Annotated in this window: 20 protein-coding genes; 5 read left to right on the plus strand and 15 right to left on the minus strand. The window is 46.1% G+C overall.

What is annotated here, in order from left to right:
* Positions 1 to 236 precede the first annotated feature (236 nt).
* From MPHASIOC01_RS23265 to MPHASIOC01_RS23280, 4 genes are all read left to right on the plus strand, one after another.
* Entirely contained in the window at positions 237 to 1,175 is a 939-nt protein-coding gene (locus tag MPHASIOC01_RS23265) for an Abi family protein (RefSeq protein ID WP_353613376.1), read from the plus strand.
* A 416-nt stretch (positions 1,176 to 1,591) separates the two neighbouring features.
* Positions 1,592 to 2,128 (plus strand): type IV toxin-antitoxin system AbiEi family antitoxin, encoded by a 537-nt coding sequence (gene abiEi / locus MPHASIOC01_RS23270; RefSeq protein WP_353613377.1) that lies wholly within the window; start codon positions 1,592 to 1,594, stop codon positions 2,126 to 2,128.
* 155 nt (positions 2,129 to 2,283) lie between these two features.
* The gene (locus MPHASIOC01_RS23275) at positions 2,284 to 2,550 is read left to right on the plus strand and encodes a DUF1778 domain-containing protein (protein ID WP_353613378.1); all 267 of its coding nucleotides are present in this window, start codon (positions 2,284 to 2,286) and stop codon (positions 2,548 to 2,550) included.
* Positions 2,541 to 3,047 carry a GNAT family N-acetyltransferase gene (locus tag MPHASIOC01_RS23280; protein WP_353613379.1) on the plus strand — a complete coding sequence of 169 codons (507 nt, stop codon included), beginning with the start codon at positions 2,541 to 2,543 and terminating at the stop codon, positions 3,045 to 3,047. Before MPHASIOC01_RS23275 ends, MPHASIOC01_RS23280 begins: the two co-directional genes overlap by 10 nt.
* Positions 3,048 to 3,087: 40 nt before the next feature.
* Here MPHASIOC01_RS23280 and traA read toward each other — a convergent pair whose 3' ends face one another.
* From traA to mobH, 11 genes are all read right to left on the minus strand, one after another.
* A complete protein-coding gene (gene traA, locus MPHASIOC01_RS23285) occupies positions 3,088 to 3,474 on the minus strand; it encodes a TraA family conjugative transfer protein (RefSeq protein ID WP_353613380.1) in 387 nt (128 codons plus the stop codon).
* The gene (gene traV, locus MPHASIOC01_RS23290) at positions 3,471 to 4,043 is read right to left on the minus strand and encodes a type IV conjugative transfer system lipoprotein TraV (RefSeq protein WP_275482484.1); all 573 of its coding nucleotides are present in this window, start codon (positions 4,041 to 4,043) and stop codon (positions 3,471 to 3,473) included. The genes traA and traV overlap by 4 nt, the downstream gene beginning before the upstream one ends.
* Before the next feature lie 74 nt (positions 4,044 to 4,117).
* Positions 4,118 to 5,407, minus strand: a complete 1,290-nt coding sequence (locus MPHASIOC01_RS23295; protein WP_353613381.1) for a TraB/VirB10 family protein — start codon at positions 5,405 to 5,407, stop codon at positions 4,118 to 4,120.
* Entirely contained in the window at positions 5,407 to 6,309 is a 903-nt protein-coding gene (locus MPHASIOC01_RS23300; RefSeq protein ID WP_353613382.1) for a type-F conjugative transfer system secretin TraK, read from the minus strand. Before MPHASIOC01_RS23300 ends, MPHASIOC01_RS23295 begins: the two co-directional genes overlap by 1 nt.
* Positions 6,290 to 6,916, minus strand: a complete 627-nt coding sequence (locus MPHASIOC01_RS23305) for a TraE/TraK family type IV conjugative transfer system protein (RefSeq protein WP_000667170.1) — start codon at positions 6,914 to 6,916, stop codon at positions 6,290 to 6,292. Before MPHASIOC01_RS23305 ends, MPHASIOC01_RS23300 begins: the two co-directional genes overlap by 20 nt.
* Positions 6,913 to 7,194 (minus strand): type IV conjugative transfer system protein TraL, encoded by a 282-nt coding sequence (gene traL / locus MPHASIOC01_RS23310; protein ID WP_000433891.1) that lies wholly within the window; start codon positions 7,192 to 7,194, stop codon positions 6,913 to 6,915. Before traL ends, MPHASIOC01_RS23305 begins: the two co-directional genes overlap by 4 nt.
* A 189-nt stretch (positions 7,195 to 7,383) precedes the next feature.
* A complete protein-coding gene (locus tag MPHASIOC01_RS23315) occupies positions 7,384 to 8,490 on the minus strand; it encodes a Fic family protein (protein WP_029627968.1) in 1,107 nt (368 codons plus the stop codon).
* A 137-nt stretch (positions 8,491 to 8,627) separates the two neighbouring features.
* Complete coding sequence (locus MPHASIOC01_RS23320; protein ID WP_029627967.1) at positions 8,628 to 9,263, minus strand: DUF4400 domain-containing protein; 636 nt, start codon at positions 9,261 to 9,263, stop codon at positions 8,628 to 8,630.
* The gene (locus tag MPHASIOC01_RS23325) at positions 9,250 to 9,810 is read right to left on the minus strand and encodes a hypothetical protein (protein WP_029627966.1); all 561 of its coding nucleotides are present in this window, start codon (positions 9,808 to 9,810) and stop codon (positions 9,250 to 9,252) included. The genes MPHASIOC01_RS23320 and MPHASIOC01_RS23325 overlap by 14 nt, the downstream gene beginning before the upstream one ends.
* 9 nt (positions 9,811 to 9,819) lie before the next feature.
* Positions 9,820 to 11,655: a conjugative transfer system coupling protein TraD gene (gene traD, locus MPHASIOC01_RS23330; RefSeq protein ID WP_084998262.1), complete on the minus strand. Its 1,836-nt coding sequence runs from the start codon at positions 11,653 to 11,655 to the stop codon at positions 9,820 to 9,822.
* A 48-nt stretch (positions 11,656 to 11,703) separates the two neighbouring features.
* Positions 11,704 to 13,842: a MobH family relaxase gene (gene mobH, locus MPHASIOC01_RS23335; RefSeq protein WP_353613383.1), complete on the minus strand. Its 2,139-nt coding sequence runs from the start codon at positions 13,840 to 13,842 to the stop codon at positions 11,704 to 11,706.
* A gap of 95 nt (positions 13,843 to 13,937) precedes the next feature.
* Between mobH and MPHASIOC01_RS23340 the strand changes: the two genes are divergently transcribed.
* Positions 13,938 to 14,240, plus strand: a complete 303-nt coding sequence (locus tag MPHASIOC01_RS23340; RefSeq protein ID WP_096070669.1) for a hypothetical protein — start codon at positions 13,938 to 13,940, stop codon at positions 14,238 to 14,240.
* Here the strand turns inward: MPHASIOC01_RS23340 and MPHASIOC01_RS23345 are convergent.
* From MPHASIOC01_RS23345 to MPHASIOC01_RS23360, 4 genes are all read right to left on the minus strand, one after another.
* Entirely contained in the window at positions 14,228 to 15,139 is a 912-nt protein-coding gene (locus MPHASIOC01_RS23345; protein ID WP_353613384.1) for an S-4TM family putative pore-forming effector, read from the minus strand. The two genes, MPHASIOC01_RS23340 and MPHASIOC01_RS23345, sit on opposite strands and share 13 nt — an antisense overlap.
* Before the next feature lie 6 nt (positions 15,140 to 15,145).
* Complete coding sequence (locus tag MPHASIOC01_RS23350; protein WP_353613385.1) at positions 15,146 to 16,150, minus strand: nucleotidyltransferase; 1,005 nt, start codon at positions 16,148 to 16,150, stop codon at positions 15,146 to 15,148.
* A gap of 62 nt (positions 16,151 to 16,212) precedes the next feature.
* Complete coding sequence (locus MPHASIOC01_RS23355) at positions 16,213 to 19,056, minus strand: DUF499 domain-containing protein (protein ID WP_353613386.1); 2,844 nt, start codon at positions 19,054 to 19,056, stop codon at positions 16,213 to 16,215.
* A 15-nt stretch (positions 19,057 to 19,071) separates the two neighbouring features.
* Complete coding sequence (locus MPHASIOC01_RS23360) at positions 19,072 to 21,978, minus strand: DUF1156 domain-containing protein (protein WP_353613387.1); 2,907 nt, start codon at positions 21,976 to 21,978, stop codon at positions 19,072 to 19,074.
* Positions 21,979 to 21,980 lie beyond the last annotated feature (2 nt).

Raw genomic sequence — 21,980 nt, forward strand, 5'->3', positions numbered from 1 at the left:
TATTTGGAAATAACTGTTAGAATTAGGAGGAATAAACAGTGTACAGCTTATAACGAGCAGAAATGAAAAAGGCCTCCTTTCAGCAGCCTCTTCAAATTCTTCTAGATTTCGCCAAAAAACCTATGATTTAAAAGCAATTTCTAGTCAGATTCTGCCCTAGAGCCATATCACGAGCCGATGCTCGGAGGGGGTGTATCTAGGACTTACGGACACAGTATAGGATTGGAGATAAAGATTTGCAAGTAGATCAAGCGTTCATCAACGCACTAGAGGTAACGCTTTCGAAGTCCCGATTGGACACCTACCGCACATACTTCAGCTGTCAAAATGATGCTGAAGCTCTTGGAACGTATCTTTGGAATAAGTCCTTATCAACAGCATTTTACCCCCTGCTTCAGGCGACTGAAATTACTTTACGAAATTCAATTCATTCAGCTGCATCCGGCCATTTCAGTGATAACAAAGAATGGTTTTTAATGAAGAAATTTCCCTCTGCGAAAAAAGAGGCTGATAAGCAATACCTGAAAAAAGATCGTAAAACACCAATTACTCCCAGACCATCTTCAGATACCGTTGTAGCATCCTTGAGCTTTGGCTTTTGGGTTAATTTACTTACGCAGAACTACGATGACCCAGTGAAAAATACCAAACTTTGGCCAACGTTGATTCCAAAAGTGTTCCCAAATGCAAAAAGCACGAACGCAACAAGGACCGCATTACATCATCGATTTAAATTTATAAAGGACTTTAGAAACAGGGTTGGCCACTATGAACCCATCTGGAAAATACGTGATACTGTTGACGGTGGTGGAAATATTATTCGCTTAGGTCCTACGACCCCGGAAGAAAGCATCATCCGCTTAAACGAATACGTTGATCTGATTGCAGAGAGTTTAATGTGGATGAGCTTTGAACGGTATGATTTTATTGTTGGTATGGGCATCATAGATCACATAAGACAACTATGTTCTCTTGAGGCATTGAGCCATTTTCAGGGAACAAATCCAACCAAACTAAAAGTCAACAAGTTGAAACATGAACTTTCAAAACGTCATAAAGAAAATGGTTCCGTCTCTGGGCTTTATGAACTAACAACATCACCTAAAGGCGTACATAAAGGGAGGAGCATTGTGCTTGAAGTTAAACAGATTTACCCACCAAGACTGATCAAATAAGCCAATCCTGATAAAAAATAAGGTCCACAAAGCAGTGACTTTGTAGACCCAAACCTTTTAAAGGCCTCTTTTGAGTTTATCAGGTCCCCAGTAAAACGGCGCTGATTGCTGGAACGGTTGTGCCAATGACTTCTTGAGAGCTGGCAACAACAGGTAAGGTTGCAGACATAACACTTTTATCGCCTACAAGCGATGGCAGAAGCGCCGTTGCTAGCCAACCGGTTTAGCTGAGCCCGTTTTTTCACACCCTGGGTATTAAAATTTAAAACAAACCAAGTCCTTTTAATCCCCCCCTAGAAACCAAGTCAACATATTTAACACTTTTTGATGTCATTTTTGTAAACTTGTATCCTTCTAAAGCTAAGTCTACACTCATGACATGTTTAAGTGTCATCCTTGACAACTAGAGGCGTATTGTGAGAAAGGCTGAGGCAATTAAAAAGCTCTTAGAATATGACAAGCGTGGTCGCTGTGTTTTTACTAATTCAGATCTGGCCAAAATCTTTCATCAAGATAACGAACGAGCATTGCGTGCAGGAATTAAACGTTTGCAAGACGATGGCTTGCTAACTCGAATGATTAATGGTGTGTACTTATTCAATTTAGCGCAGTCGAAAGGCAGCGATACGTTGGAGCAAATTGCTAAAACTATTCGACGTGGGGAATATAACTACCTTAGCTTGGAGTCTGCTCTTTCTGATTATGGTGTTATTTCGCAAATTCCAGTAGATAGGTTAACTGTTATGACAACGGGACGTTCCGGTGAATTCAAAACACCTTTGGGTACAATTGAATTTACGCATACAAAGCGAAATCCGATAAACATTTTAGAAAATACCAGTTTAGTTGGCAGACCACTTAGGTTAGCAACGAAACAAACTGCATACAGAGACCTAAAACGAGTTGGCAGAAATACCCATCCAGTTAACGACGATGCTTTGCATAGTAGTTGAACAACTGCTCTTGGGGCGCTCTGCCAAGCAAATTTCATCCAGCCAACTACAAACGCTTTTCCCTATCACAGACCCCAAAAGATAACGTATATCTGTTGACTACACGCTAAAACCGTTTAAACTGTGTATTAAGTAGATATACAGAGGATGGTGTCATGGCTACAAAAACAGCGCCAATCAACATGCGAGTATTGCCATCGGTAAGAGACATTATCGATGCCGCAGCAAGTTTAAAAAAAGTTGATAGAACCGTATTCATTCAGCAAGCAGCGCTCAATGAAGCGCATAGCATACTGGCCGAACAGCGGGATTTTGCTCTTGAAGCAAAGGCTTTTGAAGCCTTTGATAACGAACTTCGTGCAGAGCCACAGACTCTTGAGGGCATGAAAGATCTGTTTAAAAGGAAAGCGCCTTGGGAATAAGTGCACCAACCCTACTCGCTGATGAGCACCAGGTTAGCGCCTTTCAATGTGGCATCGAAGAACTCGATATTTGGTTAAGAAAACAGGCGTTAAAGAGTCAAAAGCGGGGAACCGCGAGAGTGTATGTGGTCAATGACACTGACGCCCATCAAGTGGCTGGGTACTATGCCATTGCCATGGGATCAGTTTCCAGAGAGCAAGCTTTCAGCTCATTAAGAAGAAATAGCCCAGATCCCATTCCCATGGTGATTCTAGCAAGGCTTGGGGTGGATAATGCCTATCAAGGTCAAGGCATTGCAGCCGGTCTTTTAAAAGATTGCATCATTCGCTCAGTACAAGCAATGAACGCTGTCGGTGGAGCAGGAATCTTAGTCCATGCTATTGATGACACTGCACAAACGTTCTACAAAAAATTTGGCTTCAAAGAATCGACGTTTGACCCTTTAGTACTTATGGCACGGATCTGCGATATCGAAAAATCATTGTCCACAGAGTGAGATGACGGCTCCCCTATCACACGAGAAGCCGTCAATTTTATCATGTGCCCAGTAAAACGGCGCTGATTGCTGAAACAGTTGTGCCAATAACTTCTTGAGTGCTGGCAACAACAGGTAAGGTTGCAGACATAACACTTTCAACGACTGTTGGTGTGTTGTAGAGACCCATACCGCCACCAATGCCCAAGGCAAAAGCCATCAAGCTTTGGCGAGCGATACCGCCCACAATACCCACCAGTACCATGGCTCCCGCTACGATCCGTCCCAAAGTACCTTGGGTCCAGTCTTTTAGGGTATCCCACACATCGGTGAAAGCATCACCACCGGTGCCCGCAAATGAGGGCTCCGAAATCATTAACGCCATTAAACCAAGCGCACCAATGGTCATTAAGCGCTGAGTTTGAATGGTGCGAACTGCATTTGTCATTCGTTAGTTTCTCCGTAGATACTCAAGTTATCGCGCTTACCATCAGCTCCCGCTGAGGCTGAATCACTTTGAGTCTGAAGTGGACGTAGCACTGGCGAAACCGTTCGAGGTGCTGACACCCCAATATCCCACCGGCGCGGTTCAATTTCGGTAAACACGTAGCTGGATAAATTCAGATCTCCACGGTCATCCTCCCAAGGCGCAATCCAAATCCGCATCACCCTTGAAGGAATGCGAAGAGGTGCAGATTGCTGCGTCTCAGGTAATGATGGATGACTCAGCAGTCCTGTCTCTAAATCAGATTGTGAATACCCAGAGGGAGAACCAATTCGAGTCGCCACAGCATCAATCGTCTTGGGTGCAGCGCCATTACTGGTCAGCTCATAGACTTCACGAGCGGATAAACAGCGCACACCGTCAGGCATACCTGGGCATCCATATTCACTACTCCCAAGACCCAATGAACTACAGCCAGACAATAAGGTTGAGCCGACTGCCAATAAAAGTAATCCAGCTTTAGACCACTGTTTTGACTGGTGCTTTGGGTTGTTCTGCATTGATGTCGTCATGGTTAACTCTCCTCTGGATACACATCTTATTGTCTGAAACGGACTTCGATCGGTTAGCAACATGCAGGATTTTTTCATCTTCTTGCACCTACCCCTTGTGAAGTGGCCAATGACAACGAGGCCCCACGAGTGACTATGACTTCAATTTTCCTTGCAGCGTCTACCTCAATGACTGGGAACATATTTTCAGCCATGTCCAAATAGAACTTGGCCACTCGATCCAATGCTTTTCCGGTGCCTTTAATCGCAGCACCTTGTAATGCTTCTTGGCTCATGACTTGCTGGTACAGCTGAGTATCACCGGCATTACCCGTCTGAATCGTTGGTACAGGATTCACATCAAATGCGCCAGCCAAGCCCTGAAGGAATCCGGCCATCATCGATTTGGCCACCAGCTGGCCTTGTTTCGACACTAATCGGCCACGAATACCGGCTTTGCCGTCTTCACCCACGGCATAAGAATCCAGTCGTGTTTCAATGACGCCACCATCTTCTCTCACACATGAAATGGTCTCGCCTCGCAAATAAGCACGCTCAGAGCTCAAATCACCGTAACCTGCGGCGATCAAGAAACACTCTTTGATATCCGCTCTAAATCGGTTGGGTAAAATGGCTTCCTTTTGAATCCTCAGCAATGCAGGAAAAGGTTCGCGTCTTGCGGACTCGTGAGTAGGTGCATCCAAACCCGTGATCAAAGTACCTGAGATGATGCTGCCCGCCGGTAAATACAAAGGCGGCGCTTCTTGCACAACAACGTCTGGTTCAGCAACCACTTCAGGCTCAATCATACGAATCGTGATTGGCGGCAATGGAACATCCCGAGCTCGTGTACCTTGGCCATTGGCTGGCTGCTGATAGAGCGGATCAGGCAGCGGCGCATTGGCAAAATAGTCGTCTGGGTTAGACGGCAGTGGCTTTTCTTCTTTAGGCAATTCCATGGCAGATAAAGGCACTTCAAAACGGCTATTTGTGCCTTCAACTGCTGCATCACCTCCAGCGCGAACATCATCAAGTTCCGCTCGAAGACGAGCCAACTCCGCATTGACCTCACTTGGTATAGAAGGCGAACCAGGGCTTAACCGTCCTGAATCGACGTCACGACGCAAGCGCTCAACTTCACGACGTAACTGCTCGTTGCGCTCACTGAGTAGTTTTAAATTTGCAGCCAAACTATCGACCCCAACATCACGAGTATTGATATCCGTAAGAATGTGCCGGATCGTTTCCTGTCGGTTCCGACTGCTTGAGCCATCGTCAGGATTAGGTGAAAACACCATCACCATAAGGATGAGACCACCAGCAATACCAGCAACCGATAGGCCCCGCTTCATGTTCGGGCTCATTTGTTCCCATTGTGCTTTCATCAAAGCTCACCTCCTACAAGAAGCGAAGGTCGCTGACTTTCCACCGCTTCTTCACGATGATTGCGAACAACCACATACAACTCAGTCTTTTCACCCGGCAACAAGATATTGCGAGGCCAGTAGGCGCTTGCCGCTATATCCGGTGCATGACAGGCTATTTCACTGGCTTCTATCGGCTCATCGGCAAAGCTTTCAACCAGTCCTACATAGACGGTGAAGTAATGTCCCGTCACAATTTGCCCCTGCTTAAAACCAAACTTTAAGCCAGGCTGAAAACATTTAGGGCTCCTGTCAGTTTGGCCTGCTAAACGGATGTCATAGCCTTGTGGCAACTCATTTAATGCAAGGCGTCTGAGTAAGTCTCGTAGGTTATCGACGTATGGCTGAGCTGTTTCCCAAGTGGCGGCTTTTCGGTTCACGACGCCCTTAATAGGCCACTGCTGACCATCAATAGCTAAGGTGATTTCACGCGGTGGAATACGACGAGGTACTAAGGTGACAGATAATGCGGGCGCTTCCTGACCAGGCGGAGTGATGTAAAGTGAAACCGGTGATTCTTTGTCCGTGGCCACATATACAACATTCCCCTTGATTTGCGTCTGTGCATCACTGGTTGTTCTCACCTGAGGCGATTCAAACGGCGTCACAATCCGGTTCAGATGGCCAAGTGCTACAGGGATCAGTTCATTGACTCCCGGTGTCATCAGCAGCGTTGTTGGCGCATCCGTTGAAGCCGTATTGGTTTGAACCGGTGGATTTGCAGTAGCAGACTGCTTCATCACACTGGCTGGCACAATTGGCAATTCCACGTCTGCATACGACGCTTGTGATAACAGAACGCCACTCAAGCTCATTGCGATTAAGCCTGGTGTCATCCATCGACTAATTTTGGTTCGCATCATTCACCCTCCGGTTTTGCTCTTGGGTCAACTTTTCACGAACGCGCTTCGTTCTAGCTTGCCCCTCATACGTATCCATCCAACTGAGCTTTGGACGGTATTGCTCAATATCGATGTCAAACTCATAGGTGCGAGTTTGGCGCTGTTCATCTCCTGATGGCCCAGAAACCAAGGAATAACCGGTCACAAAGACATGCCCGGTTTCATACTCATACTCCACTTGTCTGGGTTGGAATTTGAGCGTGACTCGGTCTTCACGGATCTGTCTTGCCTGAATCTCCAGTGCATCGACCACTTGCTGGTACACCGCTGGAGAAAGTAGCGGCTCAATGGCAACCCGGATGAAAGACACATTACCCGGCGTCACGTTGCCCATAAGCTCAGCCAGGTAGAGTCCCCAGGATTCAAGGTAAGGTTGAGTGGCTTGGTTTCGTGACACTTCAGCCGTTTCAGACAAGGTTGGTGGTTGAATAGCTACCACGGTATTGCGAGAAAATGCCGCTACCGCAAGCAGCAAATTAGATAGCACCAGCACTGCAATCAGGAACCGCTGCCATCGGTTCTCTAATTGCGTGCCTTGCCATGATTTTAAAAACACGTCGAACTTCACGGCAGATAGCTCCTGATAAATGGGTTAGGGATCGTCTTGGCCTTGGTGGGCAACAGTCCAGCCCAGTAGATGGCGTGAAGAATAAAACCATCTGGGCGACCATCACGAAAACGCCGATAGAGCTTGGTTGTTACCAACCCCAACAGGCATAAAACCAAGGCATTACCGGTAAAAATGCCGATCACTAGCCCCAACAGAATGGGAGCCATCTCATCGGCACTCCAAAGCAGGAAGTGCGGCGGGTCATCGATATAGGACGGAATACTCACAGGTTCCATAGTCACTCCTCGTTGTTTGAATTGAGAAGTGAAGAATGCCTTGAGATTGACAGGTTCAGTGGTCAGCTAGATGCCGAATTCTTGAAGGTTTTGAGGTGGCTTGGTGATTCTGCTCTTACAATCAGATTGATATCGCAACCTTAATGGTTACAATTAGTGCACGATAATTGGCTCTCAATGTTCGTGTTTTTAACACAAGTGCGCGAGCTTATAACGAGTACTCCTCCCCCCGGCTTCACTTTTTACCAAGCAACCAAGCTCGACCAAAGCCGCTAAATGACGAGAAGCGGTTGGCTTACTCACTTTCGCCACTTTATGATATTGCGACGTATTAATGCCTTGGTCAAAATCTCCATCAAGCATTCGATTGAGCACTTTTACTTGTTCCGAGGACAGTCGCGTTTGATCGACATTTCGCCAGAAGTTTGTTTTAAAAACCGTTTGGTCGATTTCTTCAAGCACATTGGTGAATGTTTCACCTAAGGTGTTTAAAAACCACATAAGCCAAGCGGTAATATCAAGTTCACCTTTCTGGGATTGCTCTAATATTTCGTAGTAGCTTTTACGGTTGGCTAAAATCGCCACTGACATTGCATAGAAACGGACAGATTGACGCTCAGCCTGGGCCAGCGCCAAATCAGTGAGTAAGCGGGTGATCCTGCCATTGCCGTCATCCAAAGGGTGGAGCGTCACGAACCAAAAGTGCGTTATCGCAGCCCTAAGCAAAGGGTCTAAAGCGGGGTCCTCACGAGAGTCATTAAACCAGCGGATAAACACGTCTAGTTCTGACTCAAGCACATCTCGGCTCGGTGCTTCAAAATGCACCGTGGGTTTATCTATTCTTCCCGACACAACCTGCATTGGCTCGTCCCCGCGCAACTGCCCTCCTATAACAGGATTGAACAAGGTGTAACCCTCAGGAAACAGTCGTTTATGCCACTGCAATATTCTTTCAAGTGAGAGCAGCGAGTCTAAATTCTCCACCGCATCTAACATTATTTCTGCTAAGCCATCAGTGCGTTCAGTAGTTGGAAATGGTTTTTCTTCAGAAAGACCAAGCTTATTGGCCAAGGACGAGCGAACAGAAAAAGCATTGAGCTTCTCACCTTCAATGGCACTCGAATGAATAATGTTCGCCAATAGCGTGTCTAACATACTTTGCCTTTGGTCTTTAGGTTGGCTCGACATCTTGCCCAACAACATTCCTTGGTGAAAGCGAATGTCGCGTAACTTGGGTTCAATGACTTTTTCATCCCAGATAAAGTTTGGCCAATCAGCTTGTTGCCAGATCCACATCTTGTCGCCTTTTGATTTAAATAACAGTATATTCAAATCATAGCATGATTCGAATCAAACCCACAATCGAATCAAATAATGACAGGAATAAGCCAGATATTCATATCATCCTGTCTTGGTGGCCATTAACCGAGGCCTCAAATCTTCTTCTGCAAGTGGCTTAACGCCAACCCTGCCATCAATGCCAAGCCGATGATCAGCGACGGTAACACCACCGGTGGAATGGCCAGCGGGGCGAACAATCCCATAAACAGCAAAATGACACCTGAGCCCAGGATAATCATGCTGTAGCGGTGAATGATAGGGCTCGAAAAATCAAAGGTTGTCTTCTTAATCTTCCAGGTCATTAAGCCATCCCACAGCGCCGGTAACATGAGAATAAGCGCAAAAGGCAACCAGACCATCAGCAGAGCAAATCGAGTGAACACTTGGTACAGCACATCAAAAAATGCCTGAATGCGGTCTTCTACCCAGACAAACCAAAAGCCTCCCATGTTCTCCATCCCTTTAGAGCGCAGTCGTTGTTCTTCAGTGGGGATTAGAAAATCACGCACAGATTGCTCCATCTGTGTATCCACAATCCATGACTGATACCAGCCATGGCTAGTTTGACCTATCCAATAGCTTGTTTGAGCGCCCAATTGATTTTGGATCATCTGCTTTTCTTTACTAATGACCCGGCCAGTCCAATCACCGGGCACTAACACGCCAATGGCAATAATCTCCAGCATCAGTGCCAGACACAGCAGCCAAACCGACTTATGCTTGCTCATGCCAAACATCCTCTTCTACTCGCGCCAGCATGGCTGCAACGGTTGGCGTCATAATCCGGGCTTTAATCACTTGTTGAAGCCGCTTTGTCGATGTATGGCCACTGACATAACGCACATCGATGTGTCCTTCAGCCAGATACGCCATTCGATTTGGACGATTACGAATCCAGGAGTAGAAATACACACCATCCACGGCGGCCCACTCGAAATGGTCAGGATCACGCAGGCGAATCCCCGTTAAAGCACTGGCGGCAGTCCAGGTCAGTGCCTCAATGAAATGCCACAGGCGTACACTGTCATCATCACAACTGACTTCTTCATAACTGCCCAAGCCATTACACAGACACAAATCAAAGATGGAATGGCCATCTAACGTGAGCGCATCTGTTAAATAGTCCGCCAAACAGTGCACTGAAGCCAACGCATGAGGCCAGTCGGTTTCAAGCAGTCTTAAAGCTTCCTTGAACTGAGGGTTATGTTGCTGCCACTGAGCGAGCATTTCTTTACTGGTAAGTGTTGTCATTTTCAGACAGACAGAATGATGCATACAGACTCCTTATGCTGCCTGTGTAGAGCTGGTTAAAATAGGAATGCGACCTTTGATCACGCGGCCACCTGAAAGCTTGGCGATGTACTCTAGGTTTGGGAGCTGGCCTAATAACTGCGGTGGAAACATATCGCCTTCTTCCTCCATCAAGCGTTCGCCATGATTGCCGGTAAATAACGCGGGGCTGTCCGAGTTGGACGACATACCTTGAGTTTGCATGATGTACTGCAACCGAGTCTTAGGCAGATTGTCAGTAATGTACTGCTGCGTTTCGGCGTCCATCACCCGAAGGGCTATCAAGTTGTTGATGTTACCTAACACCTGGCGAGCCTTAGCTTCACTGCCTGTACGAGCGGCAAAGTCAGCAAAGGTCTGAGTAGCAATCACACAACGCATTTTTGCGCCACGGCCTTTGTTGAGCAGTTGAATGAAGGGATCGTTTACGACTTCAGCAGCCTCATCGATGAAGATATTTACGGGGCGATTTTCAACACCATAGTTATAGCGGTCACCGGCCACGGCGGTGAGATCAGATAAAAGCAACGAACCAATGGCGCTGCCAACCATGGCGTCGGTCAATGAATCCAAGCCGATATACGCCACTTGGGCATTGTTGATAATTCGGCCAGAATCCGTAATTAACCGGCTGTCATCCACATCGTTTGCAATCGGTGATAGCAGTGGGCCAAGTTCACTTGATGTGAGCATATTGAGCACCGGCATCAATGAGGCCACCATCTTGGAATAGTGAGTTCTGTCATGCTCAAACATGCTCAATAGCCCCTCTAAATCGGTATTGGCGGCAACGGGCTGAATGCGTTCGTAGTAGAAAAGCAGCATCGCCATGGCTTGTTTAGCCAAGGTATTGGCCTTTTCGGTAAAGCGCTTGATCTCCACACTAAAGTTCGGATACACCTGCTCCCCCCAAGCCGTGACGGCTTTTACTACCAAGCCTTCTGGGCCACCTTCCAAGAATCGTCTCAGTGTTTTCAGATCAGGACGTTGTGACGTAAGCAACAGACCTTGCACTATGTTATTCAGTGCCATTTGACCAAAGGCTTTAAATGGATCAGCACCGGTTTCGGATGGAATTAAGGCCGCAATTCGGCTAGCAATTTCAGTACCCCGGTTAAAGTTCCTCAGGGGATTAAGTCGTACTGAATGCTCTGGAAAACCCGGATGAAAATACACAAAGCGCTCAGGACTACCGGCGGCAATACAGGCTCGCTGTGCATTATCCTTAAGTTCTTTGTCTCCCTTGGGGTCAATAATAATCACGGCTTCATTGCGCAAAATGGCCTGGGTGATCATCGCATCAAAGCATCGGGTTTTTCCGGCACCGGTCGTGCCGACAATTAAGGTGTGCCCCTCAGTGTGACCAACTGGCTGGTACACATCTTCTTCTTTGGGCTCGACACCATGAATCCAGGTCGAACCCATTTGGCTATTCTTTCGATAAGAGGCGTGACCTTGGTTAAGCAAGGTTTGCTTATCCCGCTTTAGGATTTCATAAGCGCGTTGAGCATGACGTTGGTCCCACTCAAAGCCATACCCTAACCACAATTCATCAGGATGTTTTGCCATTACCTTTTGCAAATGCGCCAGCGCCATAAATGCCAATGGTTTGCCTTTTAGCCCCATCTGTAACTTATAAAGGCGGTAAGCCTCAGGCAGGCGGTACAACGCCATGCCCGAGGAAATCCCTGTCATCCACCAAAATGGCTCAGGTGGTAGCTCAGTCAGCATTTCTGCGGCAATTGCCCCAGTTGCACCAACCAGCCAACCTGCTGCGGCCATGGCTTCATAGTTCGTGCGCCAGGGCATCTCATATGCGTTTTCTTTCATTCATGCTCCGCAACATAACCGTTTGCAATCCGATTAATTTCAAATGGATTAACGTTCAGCGTGAGCGGTAAACAGAACCGTTTCCCCCTCATCAAACTGGCATTGGTCACTGGCCGAGATCCCCCGAAGCAGCTGTCCGGCTGGAATGCCATGCTCATTGGCGACTTGGCGTAAGGTTTGAATCGTGACGCGAATACCATCGGCACTATGATCCACGTCTGGGTAATCGCCATCGGTCAGTAAGATGGGCAAATCTTTCACAAAATTAACCATCTGTTGCCGCTGCACGTGTTTGGGGTCGGTACTTGAGTTCGCATTGGCCGCAATCGGCTTTTGCTTTCGCTCCGCTCTTGTGGCGGGTTCTTTTGCTTGGGCAGTGGTTGTCTCAGTTCGACTCGGACGCTGTGAAGCCTCTTTGTTCTGAATTGCTGCCGCCGGTTCTGCGTCTTGTTTGGAAAGGTCTAATATTGCAGTTAACCCTTTAGAAACTGGCACTTTCAGCAGTAACCCTTGCTCCTGAACGCCATCATTCGTAGTCACAGTTCTGGCCTTACGAGTCGGGTTTGCGGGATCTAATTCAAGCCAATCTAATCGACTGAGTTCAGCAAGCAGTTTTCGGGGGGCACACCAAGGTCTTACGGCATCGGGATAGCGGATCAGTATCTGTTCATCAACCATAACCAACGCACTGCTGGCCTCTGGGAGCCACGCCAAAGATTCAGGGAGATTCAATGCCTCTGCATCGTGCTGGTTTACGTTATTTGAGATAGCGCCATCATATGAATTGTTAGGCTTTTCACATCCATCACCTGGAGCATTTTCAGTTGCCTGGGGGTTATTAACATCACTGGCAAGACGAAGTTCATCATCTTGTTCGAACGAGTTTGTCGATGGTGACTCAGTCGATTTTCTATGTTCGATTGATGATGACGCTTCAGGCAAGTCTGAATGCTCACTGGAGCGACTCTGTGGCTCTGCTTGTGTTTGCTGTGTTGCTTCCCACTCAGATTTGCTAAACAGTCTCACACTACTTGGTACATTCGAGCTGAACAATAAATCGGCCTCAGATATATGCAGCATGGCCAACCAGATTGGCTTGTCGTCTTTGATCAGCACTTCAGGGGCAAGGCTTTCGTATCGCTCATTTGACGCGGATTTAATGGCCAATCCTCGCTCAATGAGGATGTCCGCAAGGGTATCGGGATCTCTTGGAATGCCAGGTATCTTGTCTTTGGCCAACAGCTCAATGATGTCCTTAGCCGCGCTTTTCCAGACCAGGTAAAGATTGGTTGATTGATTCGATTTTCGTAACCAGACTCTGGCGTCTCGCTGATTGACCAGCCATTGTGAACTGGCAAGTAATCGCCTCATGGCATCAAGTAGATAGCGTTCGACTGGGACACCAAGGGCATTGTCGTCAACGGAAATTCGTTGAGCCTTCAGGTCTCGCTGTACACTGGTTTGGTCAGCTTCAATGACCAATTTAGATAGGACATGCTCGGGATCGGTATTGCCAATTGCTTCCAGCATGGCTTGCAAAATCTCTGGGCCCGGCTGGGTTAACCAGGCGAGCAACTCAGGTGTCATCACCCGGTTTAACACCAGAATTGAAAATTGCTCGTGCCGCTTGCACCGTCCGTCGCGCCAGCGAATGAAATAGCGTTCAATGCTGTTATTAGTGGTCCACTGAGATAAGGTTTCTAAAAAAGGGTTCCACTGATAGCGTCCATCTTCGTCTGTAATGGACAAGTCTGAAACAGGCTTACCAATATCATGGAACAAACCGCCAAGAGCCGCCGCAACACGCCACCTTGGTTCTAGCTCTTTTTTCTCAACTGGTGTGCCACTGGCAACAAAGATGATCCCTTCAGCTGCTTGTGCCGCCCAGAAAGCAACTTCCAACGAATGACGTAATAATCCACCAGCGCCACTGTGATGATGATGCTCAGAAGCTGGCAGCAAGTGAACATAGGCCGCCAGATGATCAATGCAGGGCTGAATCAGCCTTTGAAAATCACGCTGATTAAAGCCAAGTACTTGGCGCAGTTTGGCTATTAGCTCGTCTTGTGTGGACTGCAAATCTTCAGGTGACGCAGCTGGCAACCCCTTCAGGAATGGCGGGTAGCGTGGGATTTCTGATTCAGTTGACTCAGGTTGGTGTTGCGACTTTAAAAATCTACTAAGCATAAATACCCCTGCAAAAGTGGTATTGTCCTTAGTAAGTGGCAATATCTGTCATCAGATAAATAATCGAACCTTTAAGCTATTTAAGTGGCAAAACTATGAAACAACTAAATACATACGATACAAAAGAAGAAGGTGAAGCGGCTCTTGCTAAAATCGATGAACCCAAGCGTCTTGCTAGCGAGCGCGATGCCACTGAAACAATTTATAACTTGTTTGGAATTCCTAGCTGGGGAAATTTTTATAAGCTTGGAATGTTCAACCTGAACGAGCTAAAAGACATCATCCAGAAAAAGCAAGATGGGTTACCCTATGATGAAAAAAAGCATCGTGAGATCATCATGATGCTTCAGTATGTTGCTAATAACTTTGAGTTAAAGATACCGAGTCATTGGCTCTGAGCTAAAACCTCATCTACAAGAGCATTGGCATCGATTATCATATCTTCGTTCATAACTTTTTGTGTCGCCCAGTATAGCCAGTCGAATATAGGGATTGAGTTAGCCCTGTAGCCGTTCCATATGTAGCTAAGCTGGTTTAATTCACTACTAATATCAACGCCATTACTCTGCCATAGCTGAAAGCACTGGTCAGAACACTTTGAAGCAGTATCTATGCTGATTCGACTGCATAACCATTCATCGATCAATAAACCTAGGAAAGGTGAAATCGGTACGAGTATTCGAACAATGTAATCTTCAATTCTGTAATTTAATGAGTACATCAGAAATAAACTCAGAGCTGTAGTAACAATAAAAATCATTGCTAAAACAACGCCATATTTCTTCCTAAGCTCTGTTTCCCAGCGAAATGTCGAAAGTAGGCAGAGTGCTATGCCTTTTTCCTTACCTAACTCTGAAACTCTAGCTGGCCACCATTCTGATAGGTTAGGTTTGTCCTGACTATTTTTGTCGAGCCACTTTTTGGACAGTCTATTTATTTGAGATTGCGGCGTTTCAATGGGGCTTGGTTTTATTCCTAACCCTAAAACATTGAAATCATGGAGGCGCTGTAGACTGCTACCTAAGCCGACGTATTTATTGATTTTTGTGTGTTTTCCAATCGTGCTAGCCATTAGCATCAAAAGAGTGGCGGCGGTAACGTAAGCTGCAAGATTTACAGTTGGAAAAGAAATGATTTTTTGAATATTGATAGCGACGATTAGCTGGAGTAAAGAGAGTAGTATGGTTGGCAGCCATATCCATGTCTTCCAATTCTTAGCCATTTTGTAGGCTCGTCTGAACGCTGCTGCTATCTTGACATTCGAGTCTTGTGACTGAAGTTCATTAATCCTGTTCATCTTTGGTTATCCATAATCCGGGAAATTGTTGCCAAAGATTTCACCCCATTTTTTAATAGAGCTGCGGTGATCCTTGTCGGACTCAAATTGTCGTGCTTCAATAGATTTATTTTTATCAACCCATGCTCTTGTTGATATTTTGCTTCGTTCGTCTTGCGTTAGGGAATTGATATTGCCTTGAATACCTTTCGGGTCTGACACATCGTTAGTCACGTTTAGCCAGATATATTCGAATATCTTAGGAAGTTCCAAGTCTACAAATTCACTTGCAGCATCAGATCGCGTCGAATAAGAATTTAAGATCATCACCTCAAGAAGATAGGAGCTCATTGATGGCATCGTTGGCCGTTTGTTCCAGTATTTCATTATCCGGATCACGGTAAGCACGTTGCCATTATGATTTGCATTTATTGCTTGCGTTCGATTTTGATCGAGTATCGGGTTGGTCTTTTTCCAGGACCCGCTTCCGTCAGGAATTAAATAGAATGAATTTCCATATGTGTCTGGCGAAGTAAAAAAACAGGGAACAATGTCATAGCTCCAGTCATAACTTGTCAGAGACAATACAGCGGCCTCTTGATTTCGTTTAGTGTCTGAACTTGCATATTGAGTAACATCACTTAGGGCAGAGACGATTTTATTGACAACCTTGATTGAGTTGAGAGTATCTGTTCCATCGTTACATAGACGCCTGAGTTGTATTGCTTGCTCAGGAACAGATATTGATATGCCACCTAATAGTCCCTCGAAATAAGTTGAGCCTTGAGCGTTTAGACAAATCATAATGTCAATGTCATCAAGGGGTCTCTTTTTAGTATTTCGAGCAAATGAACCAAAGAAAATATTTTTCTCCGTATACACTTGAGGGAAGTGATCGACCTTTGATGGAAAATTACAGATTTGCCCAACCAGCCAATCACGGCTAGCTCTGGCTATCTTGGTTTCGTCATCACGCAAATTCACATGATCGGCCAGAAATTTGTTAAAAGCTTCTATTACCGTTGTAGCCACGTTTGCATCCTTGCGCAGTTTATTTTAATCAGCCAATTTGCGTGATGACAAAGGATCAATTCCTATTCCGCCTCAAACTCCGAACTGCTGAATCGCAGTACATTACAGTTCTCTTTAATGGTTCGTTGAAGCGCTTCATCAAAGCCATCCTTGGAGCGAGCCTGAATCTCGATAGATATTGACACTTCCACACCTAACTTCGAGGTGAACTGCTGCACAACCTCATCAACAATGGTGGCGAAGTCCATTTTTGCTTTCACAGGGTCGAGTTCAATATTGCCGTAAAACTGCCTCTTAGCTACCGTTTGAACCGGTGTCGGTGCAGGCGTTGTGCCGTCATGTGTTGGTTGAGGCTGTGCACCACCAGTCAGGCCTGTTCCACCAGTTTGAGTAGGTGTTGATTGCACCTCAGTTGTTGGTGTGGGCTGAGGTTGTGGCGCTGGTTTTGTTCGCTCACGATAATCAGCCGCTGCTTCACGCTCGATTAACAATGAAGAGTCATCCAATATGGACATTGAGCCACGGCCAAATACGAAACCTAAATAGCGGTCACCATCTTTACCCGAAGCAAAGCCGAAATAATCTTCGCTTTCTAAGCCCGAATTAATCGCATTTTTGAAAACGTGGTCATTCACAAGGCGTGGCAGGTATAGGTAATGGCAGCTGTCTTGCCAAACTTTCAACGCACCTACTTCGGTTACACCATCTTTTAAGTACCACTGTTGAAGTGTGTTGCGAAGATGGATAGGGCTCCATTCAGAAATCAGCCACTCTTCTTCCCTTAGCTTATTTTCTATTTCAGAAATTAAGTTTTGTGAAGCCGGAGATACTGATACAGCCTCCCATACAAGCTGAGGCTTACCTTTTGAAAATTCTTCAACTGGGCAAATTATCCACTTATAAGTTTCACGCACAATTTGATGCAAGCTCTGCTCGGCAGTGTCTGCGTTGCGCTTTGCCTGTTTAGACAGTGAGACCGTTAAATCCAATTTCCCATCAGCCACATCAGACACTATGCTCTTCCATGCAAGGTAAGTTCTACCCGCATCTTTTAAACGGCTAACCACATCATAATCAGCAGCAAAGAAAATCAATCGGTTTTGCTTTTGTCGAGGTTGCTCACCCCGGTTGCGTAGTATCTCTTCAGCTATTTCATAAGTTTGTCTAGAATCACCACGGCTGTATGCAGCATTTGGTGGCAGTACCACTAAACGTGGACCTGAGGCATAGTCATCAGGTACGTCTACCGAAGGAGTAAAAATATGAATCCCGCCAAAGCAATGATTGCGCCCAAATACCCTTCCTACGCGATCTTTTAATAATGGCTGAAGCTCTTGAAGATCACTAATATTTTGCTTTCGGCTTTCCATTTCTCGACGCAAGTTTGGCCGCGTGTCGAGGTAGTAGCGATCTTGCTCTGAATACAAATAATGCAAGCGATCTCGTAAGCGCTTAAGCACGTCTTCAAACACACCGATGGTCTGCCCAGGCTGGGCACAGCCTAATAAGATATGCTCCTGGTTTAAGCCTTTAACACCTTGATCAGCATTCGAGGGTGCACTGCCTAAAAAAATAGTACGCATTGCACGGCGGGCAGCCTGTACACTGCCGAATCGAGTGTCAAATGCATCGATATCATGTGGTGTTGAACGTGGACCATCCACTTCTTTTTCCAACACAGGCTCCCAGCCTTGTGGTAAGTAGTGAATACTCTTGTTACGCACATTGCTATCATCCAAGGCAATAGAACCCGGCATGATCAACGCATCTTTGTTGTCTGAATTCCAAAGCCGATGGATCACAATTGCCATGTATTGCAACACGCCACGTGTGCGCTGGAATTTATCTAGAGTCGACCAGTCTTCATATAAGCGGTCGAATACCTCTGGGTGAATAGGGTAAGACTGGCAAAGTCTTTCAAAATACACGTTCGACTGAGTTTCCAACGGAAACTTATCACTATTAGTGCGATAGAAATCAGAGAACTGCCGACTAATGCCTTCCACTTCGGCACGTTCACCTGCCGATTCAAACAAACGGCGGCGTACAATTTCAAAGGCTTCGGTACTGGCAACAGGCTTCCAAACTGATTCAACACGCGCAAAGTATTTTTCCAGCGATTCCAGAGCACGTTGGCCCATGGTGCCGCCTACTTCTAATTCAGACTCTGGTAACGAAGCCAATAGAATCGCGTTGGGGACCGCTTTCATAGCTTCGGTGAGTGCCTGAATAAATGAAATGTTGCTATCGAAAGTACCGGCTTTAAATTGCTTGCCCACTTCTAATTGGCGAATAAAGGCCACGAGCTCGTCAATGAGAATGACACAAGGCGCTGCTTTCTCAACCAGCTGCCGCACCACTTCTTTACCCGGCGATGTACCATCGGCATCGCTCTGGGCAACCATGGCATAACCTTCGTCACCGAGAAGTTGCCAAGCTAACTCCCCCCACAAAGTATTGGCAGCAACATTGCCATGTTGTTGTGGTTGGCTAGGAGAAAGCTTAATGCCATCGATGACCGCTACTTTTGCACTGGGCAAGTCATGTATGCCTGCTTCATCCAATAAGGGGGGAATGCCTTCAAGCTTATCGGTACTGACTTGGCGAGAAGCCAAATGTAATACAGCCAACATGGTATGGGTTTTACCACCACCAAATGCGGTTTGCAGCTGGATGACCGGGTCACCACCTTGGCCTGCCAAGCGCTGTGCAACCGACATTAGCAATAAGCGCATGCCTTCAGTAATAAAGGTACGGGAGAAGAACTTTTCCGCATCTTGATACTCGACCGTCGCAGTCCCAGAAGCGACTTGCGAAATATCAGCCGCAAATTCAGATTGCTTAAAAGTGCCTTCTAAAACATCTTTGTGAGGGCGGGCAATTTCACGCCATGGTTTTAAACTCATTCTTTTTTCTCCCTCTTAAAAATCTAAGCCAAGTTCAGACTGGGTGCCGCGATGACCTACTTCATGTGAAGCAGCGACAATGGCATGCCAGGAACCAATCAATTCGTTATAGGCGCGGGCTTCTTCTGCCCATTTTTTGCGTTCGCACAATGTGTATAGGTGGTACGCCAACTGACGAATGTGCTCCCCGAGCTCTGGCATACGAGCCAATAAGCTACCTGCTTCGGCTTCGCCCAGTTGATTCAGCACACGAATCATCTGGTGGCAGGCTTCCCACACCGGGGTGCGAGTGTCGGCTTTCGGGTCCCAATCGGTTGGGTACTCGCTCCACTTCAACAGGCGAACTTTACCGCCGCCCGACTCAATAACACCGGCATCTCGTACACCGTCTACCGATGTGCCTTTGGCGCGAGCGAGAGTATCGGCCTCACCAAACTGGCCTTGGCCCCAACCGTACTGGCTAAACCAGTCGTCACAGAATAACGTGTCGTTATCGAAGTTACCGCTGTCTGGGTTAAGGTATTCAGTAATTGCTTTGTTAACCATAACGAGTGCGTCGTGAACACTCATTTCTGATCCATCTTGATTTATCACGGACTTGTATTTTGAGTAGATGGCCATGCCTGGCCCAATAGCAGCCTGTGCCAAATCGACGGGTGCTATTGGAGATGTTCCGCCTGTGCCTCCTACCATTGCATCCAGAGATTCGGGCATTTCTGCTCGGAGTTCTCTTTGAAATTCCCGTCTGGTAATAGTCTGTGCGTTCACATCGCGTTTTTTGCAAACGAGAACGATCGAAGAGGCTAGAGCATTTGAGCCTATACTTCTGTTTCTTGCCCCCCTTTCAGTTCGCATAGGCCATGTGCCGGTAATTAAAAAACCGGACTTTATGACAGCATGTAAAAAGGTTTCCCAACCCGTATTTCCAGTGCCTATTTCACTTGTTTCACCTTGTTTGAAGGCGTAATAGATCGTCACCGGATAAGAATCGTTTGCGAGTTCTACAAGCCTTCCCATTGCTTCAGTCATTCCTGAAAGGAAGAAAGTTTCAGCCGCATCTTTGTTTTTGTTATGCCTATGAGCAAAAGCCACCAATTCATCAACTTTTGGGGTTGTGAGTGTTGAAAATAGATTAGGGTATACAGAGCGCAAAGACCTGCGCATCCACACATAAAAGTAATCAGATAGATCAGCATATGGAACGTTGTCGTAGTATGGTGGATCTGTTGAAATGACTTTGTTTTCAGAAACTGACTGAGTAGCAGCATTTTGCTGTGTGACAAGCCCTTTAGTATTTGCTGGTAACAGTTGTAGTGATTTAACGATCCAATTAATTGCACTCAACCAGTTACCACTCGTTGAGCCAAATGGTGGGGCTTCAGCAAAATCCCAAGACATTGGAAGTGCCTGCATAGAATAAGTCCCTCTAATAAAACCATCCGCAGGAGTTGCCAATGTGGACCAATAGTTAGCTGCATAATCAACAGCGAATGTAAGATAAATAGATATGGCTTCAGAATAGGCTTTAGCCCCTTTTCCTAAGTCCTCTAAAGATGTGCTGTCGCTTTCAAAACCATTTGCAATAGCATCTGCATATACTTTTTCTTTAATTTCTGAAATTAAATCTGAAAATGTTGTAAGAGCTAAGAGTTGTCTTTCTGTGAACAGTTGATCAAATCTATCCATGCCGTATGGCTTGATACCGAGGTACTGGCTGCTCCCTGAGATCTCTACCTCTGGTCTCCAAGTAGGTTTTGCACTCTTGGCTAACATTTCCATTTCTGCAGTCGGAGAAATATACATACGGCCTTTTGGGCCGTTTACCCCAACGGCCATTAACTTATATCCCATTCGCCCTGCGGATGCTTCGCTCTTTATATATTTAGGGTCGATAGGAGAGCCTGAAAGTAGACATTTAAAGTTAGCGCCACGCCCAAGTTTTGTTCCGTTTTTTGATTCGGGGGTGGGTTTGGAATTATGAACATAAAATTCATAACTGTTCTCGTTTAATACCGGCTCAATGTAAGCTTCTTTCCCGGCTTTTTTAGACAGGACAAAAGTAGTAGTCAAAGGAACTTCCTGACCACTGTATGCAGGGTTTGGACTCTTAACCGTTCTTGCCCAAACCCATAAAATCACCTCTAGGTTACTGCCAATAGAGTCTCTCAAGGTCGGGTAATTCTTTGCCAGTTCTTCGGTTACGTTAATGTCAGGGTATAAATTACCGATTCGTTTTTTTGCCTCAACCTGCAAGTAGATACCATAACGCCGAACATCTTCTGCCAAGCCAGTTGCACCCTTCCAGGACTCAACTAAATTCCCTTGTTTTTCAGAGTCAGGAATCGGGCCAATTGGCTCTTTTGACTCAAATAGTGGAGGCACTTCAATCATCGCTTTATTAATCATGATTGGAATTGGGTTAAGGTCAGTTGCGTTACTATTTAGTCCTAATCTTTGTGCTTCGAGAGGGAGCGCACCTCCTCCAGCAAATGGGTCATGAAAATCGGGAACATTTTCTGGATCAAAAAGTTCTTTTGCTTTAGGGTGATTTTTATTTAGCCTGCAAATATCTTCCCAGCTTTCTTTGATTGCATGTTTTGCTCGATTGAGGACTTCGATATTGGTGGTATTTTCCCACTTTACGAGGTCTCTGATTATATTGAAGAGTTCCTCTCTCTTTTTCTCAGCTTCTTGTTTGTTTACACCATATTTGAAACCATCTCGATCTTGATAGCCTGGGTCATTCACCATCTGAGCGAAAATTACCGCTCGTGCAGCAGCCAGTGGTCGTCTTGCCCACCACAGATGCATAGTACTTGGGTGTCCATGTCTTATAGATTTCTCTCGACCGGAAGCTAGATTTATATCATCTAGCGGTAACGCCACTTCAATCAATTTCTTTGGGGATTTAATCTTACTCATTT

The sequence above is a fragment of the Mangrovibacter phragmitis genome (assembly GCF_040429585.1).
Lineage (GTDB): Bacteria > Pseudomonadota > Gammaproteobacteria > Enterobacterales > Enterobacteriaceae > Mangrovibacter > Mangrovibacter phragmitis.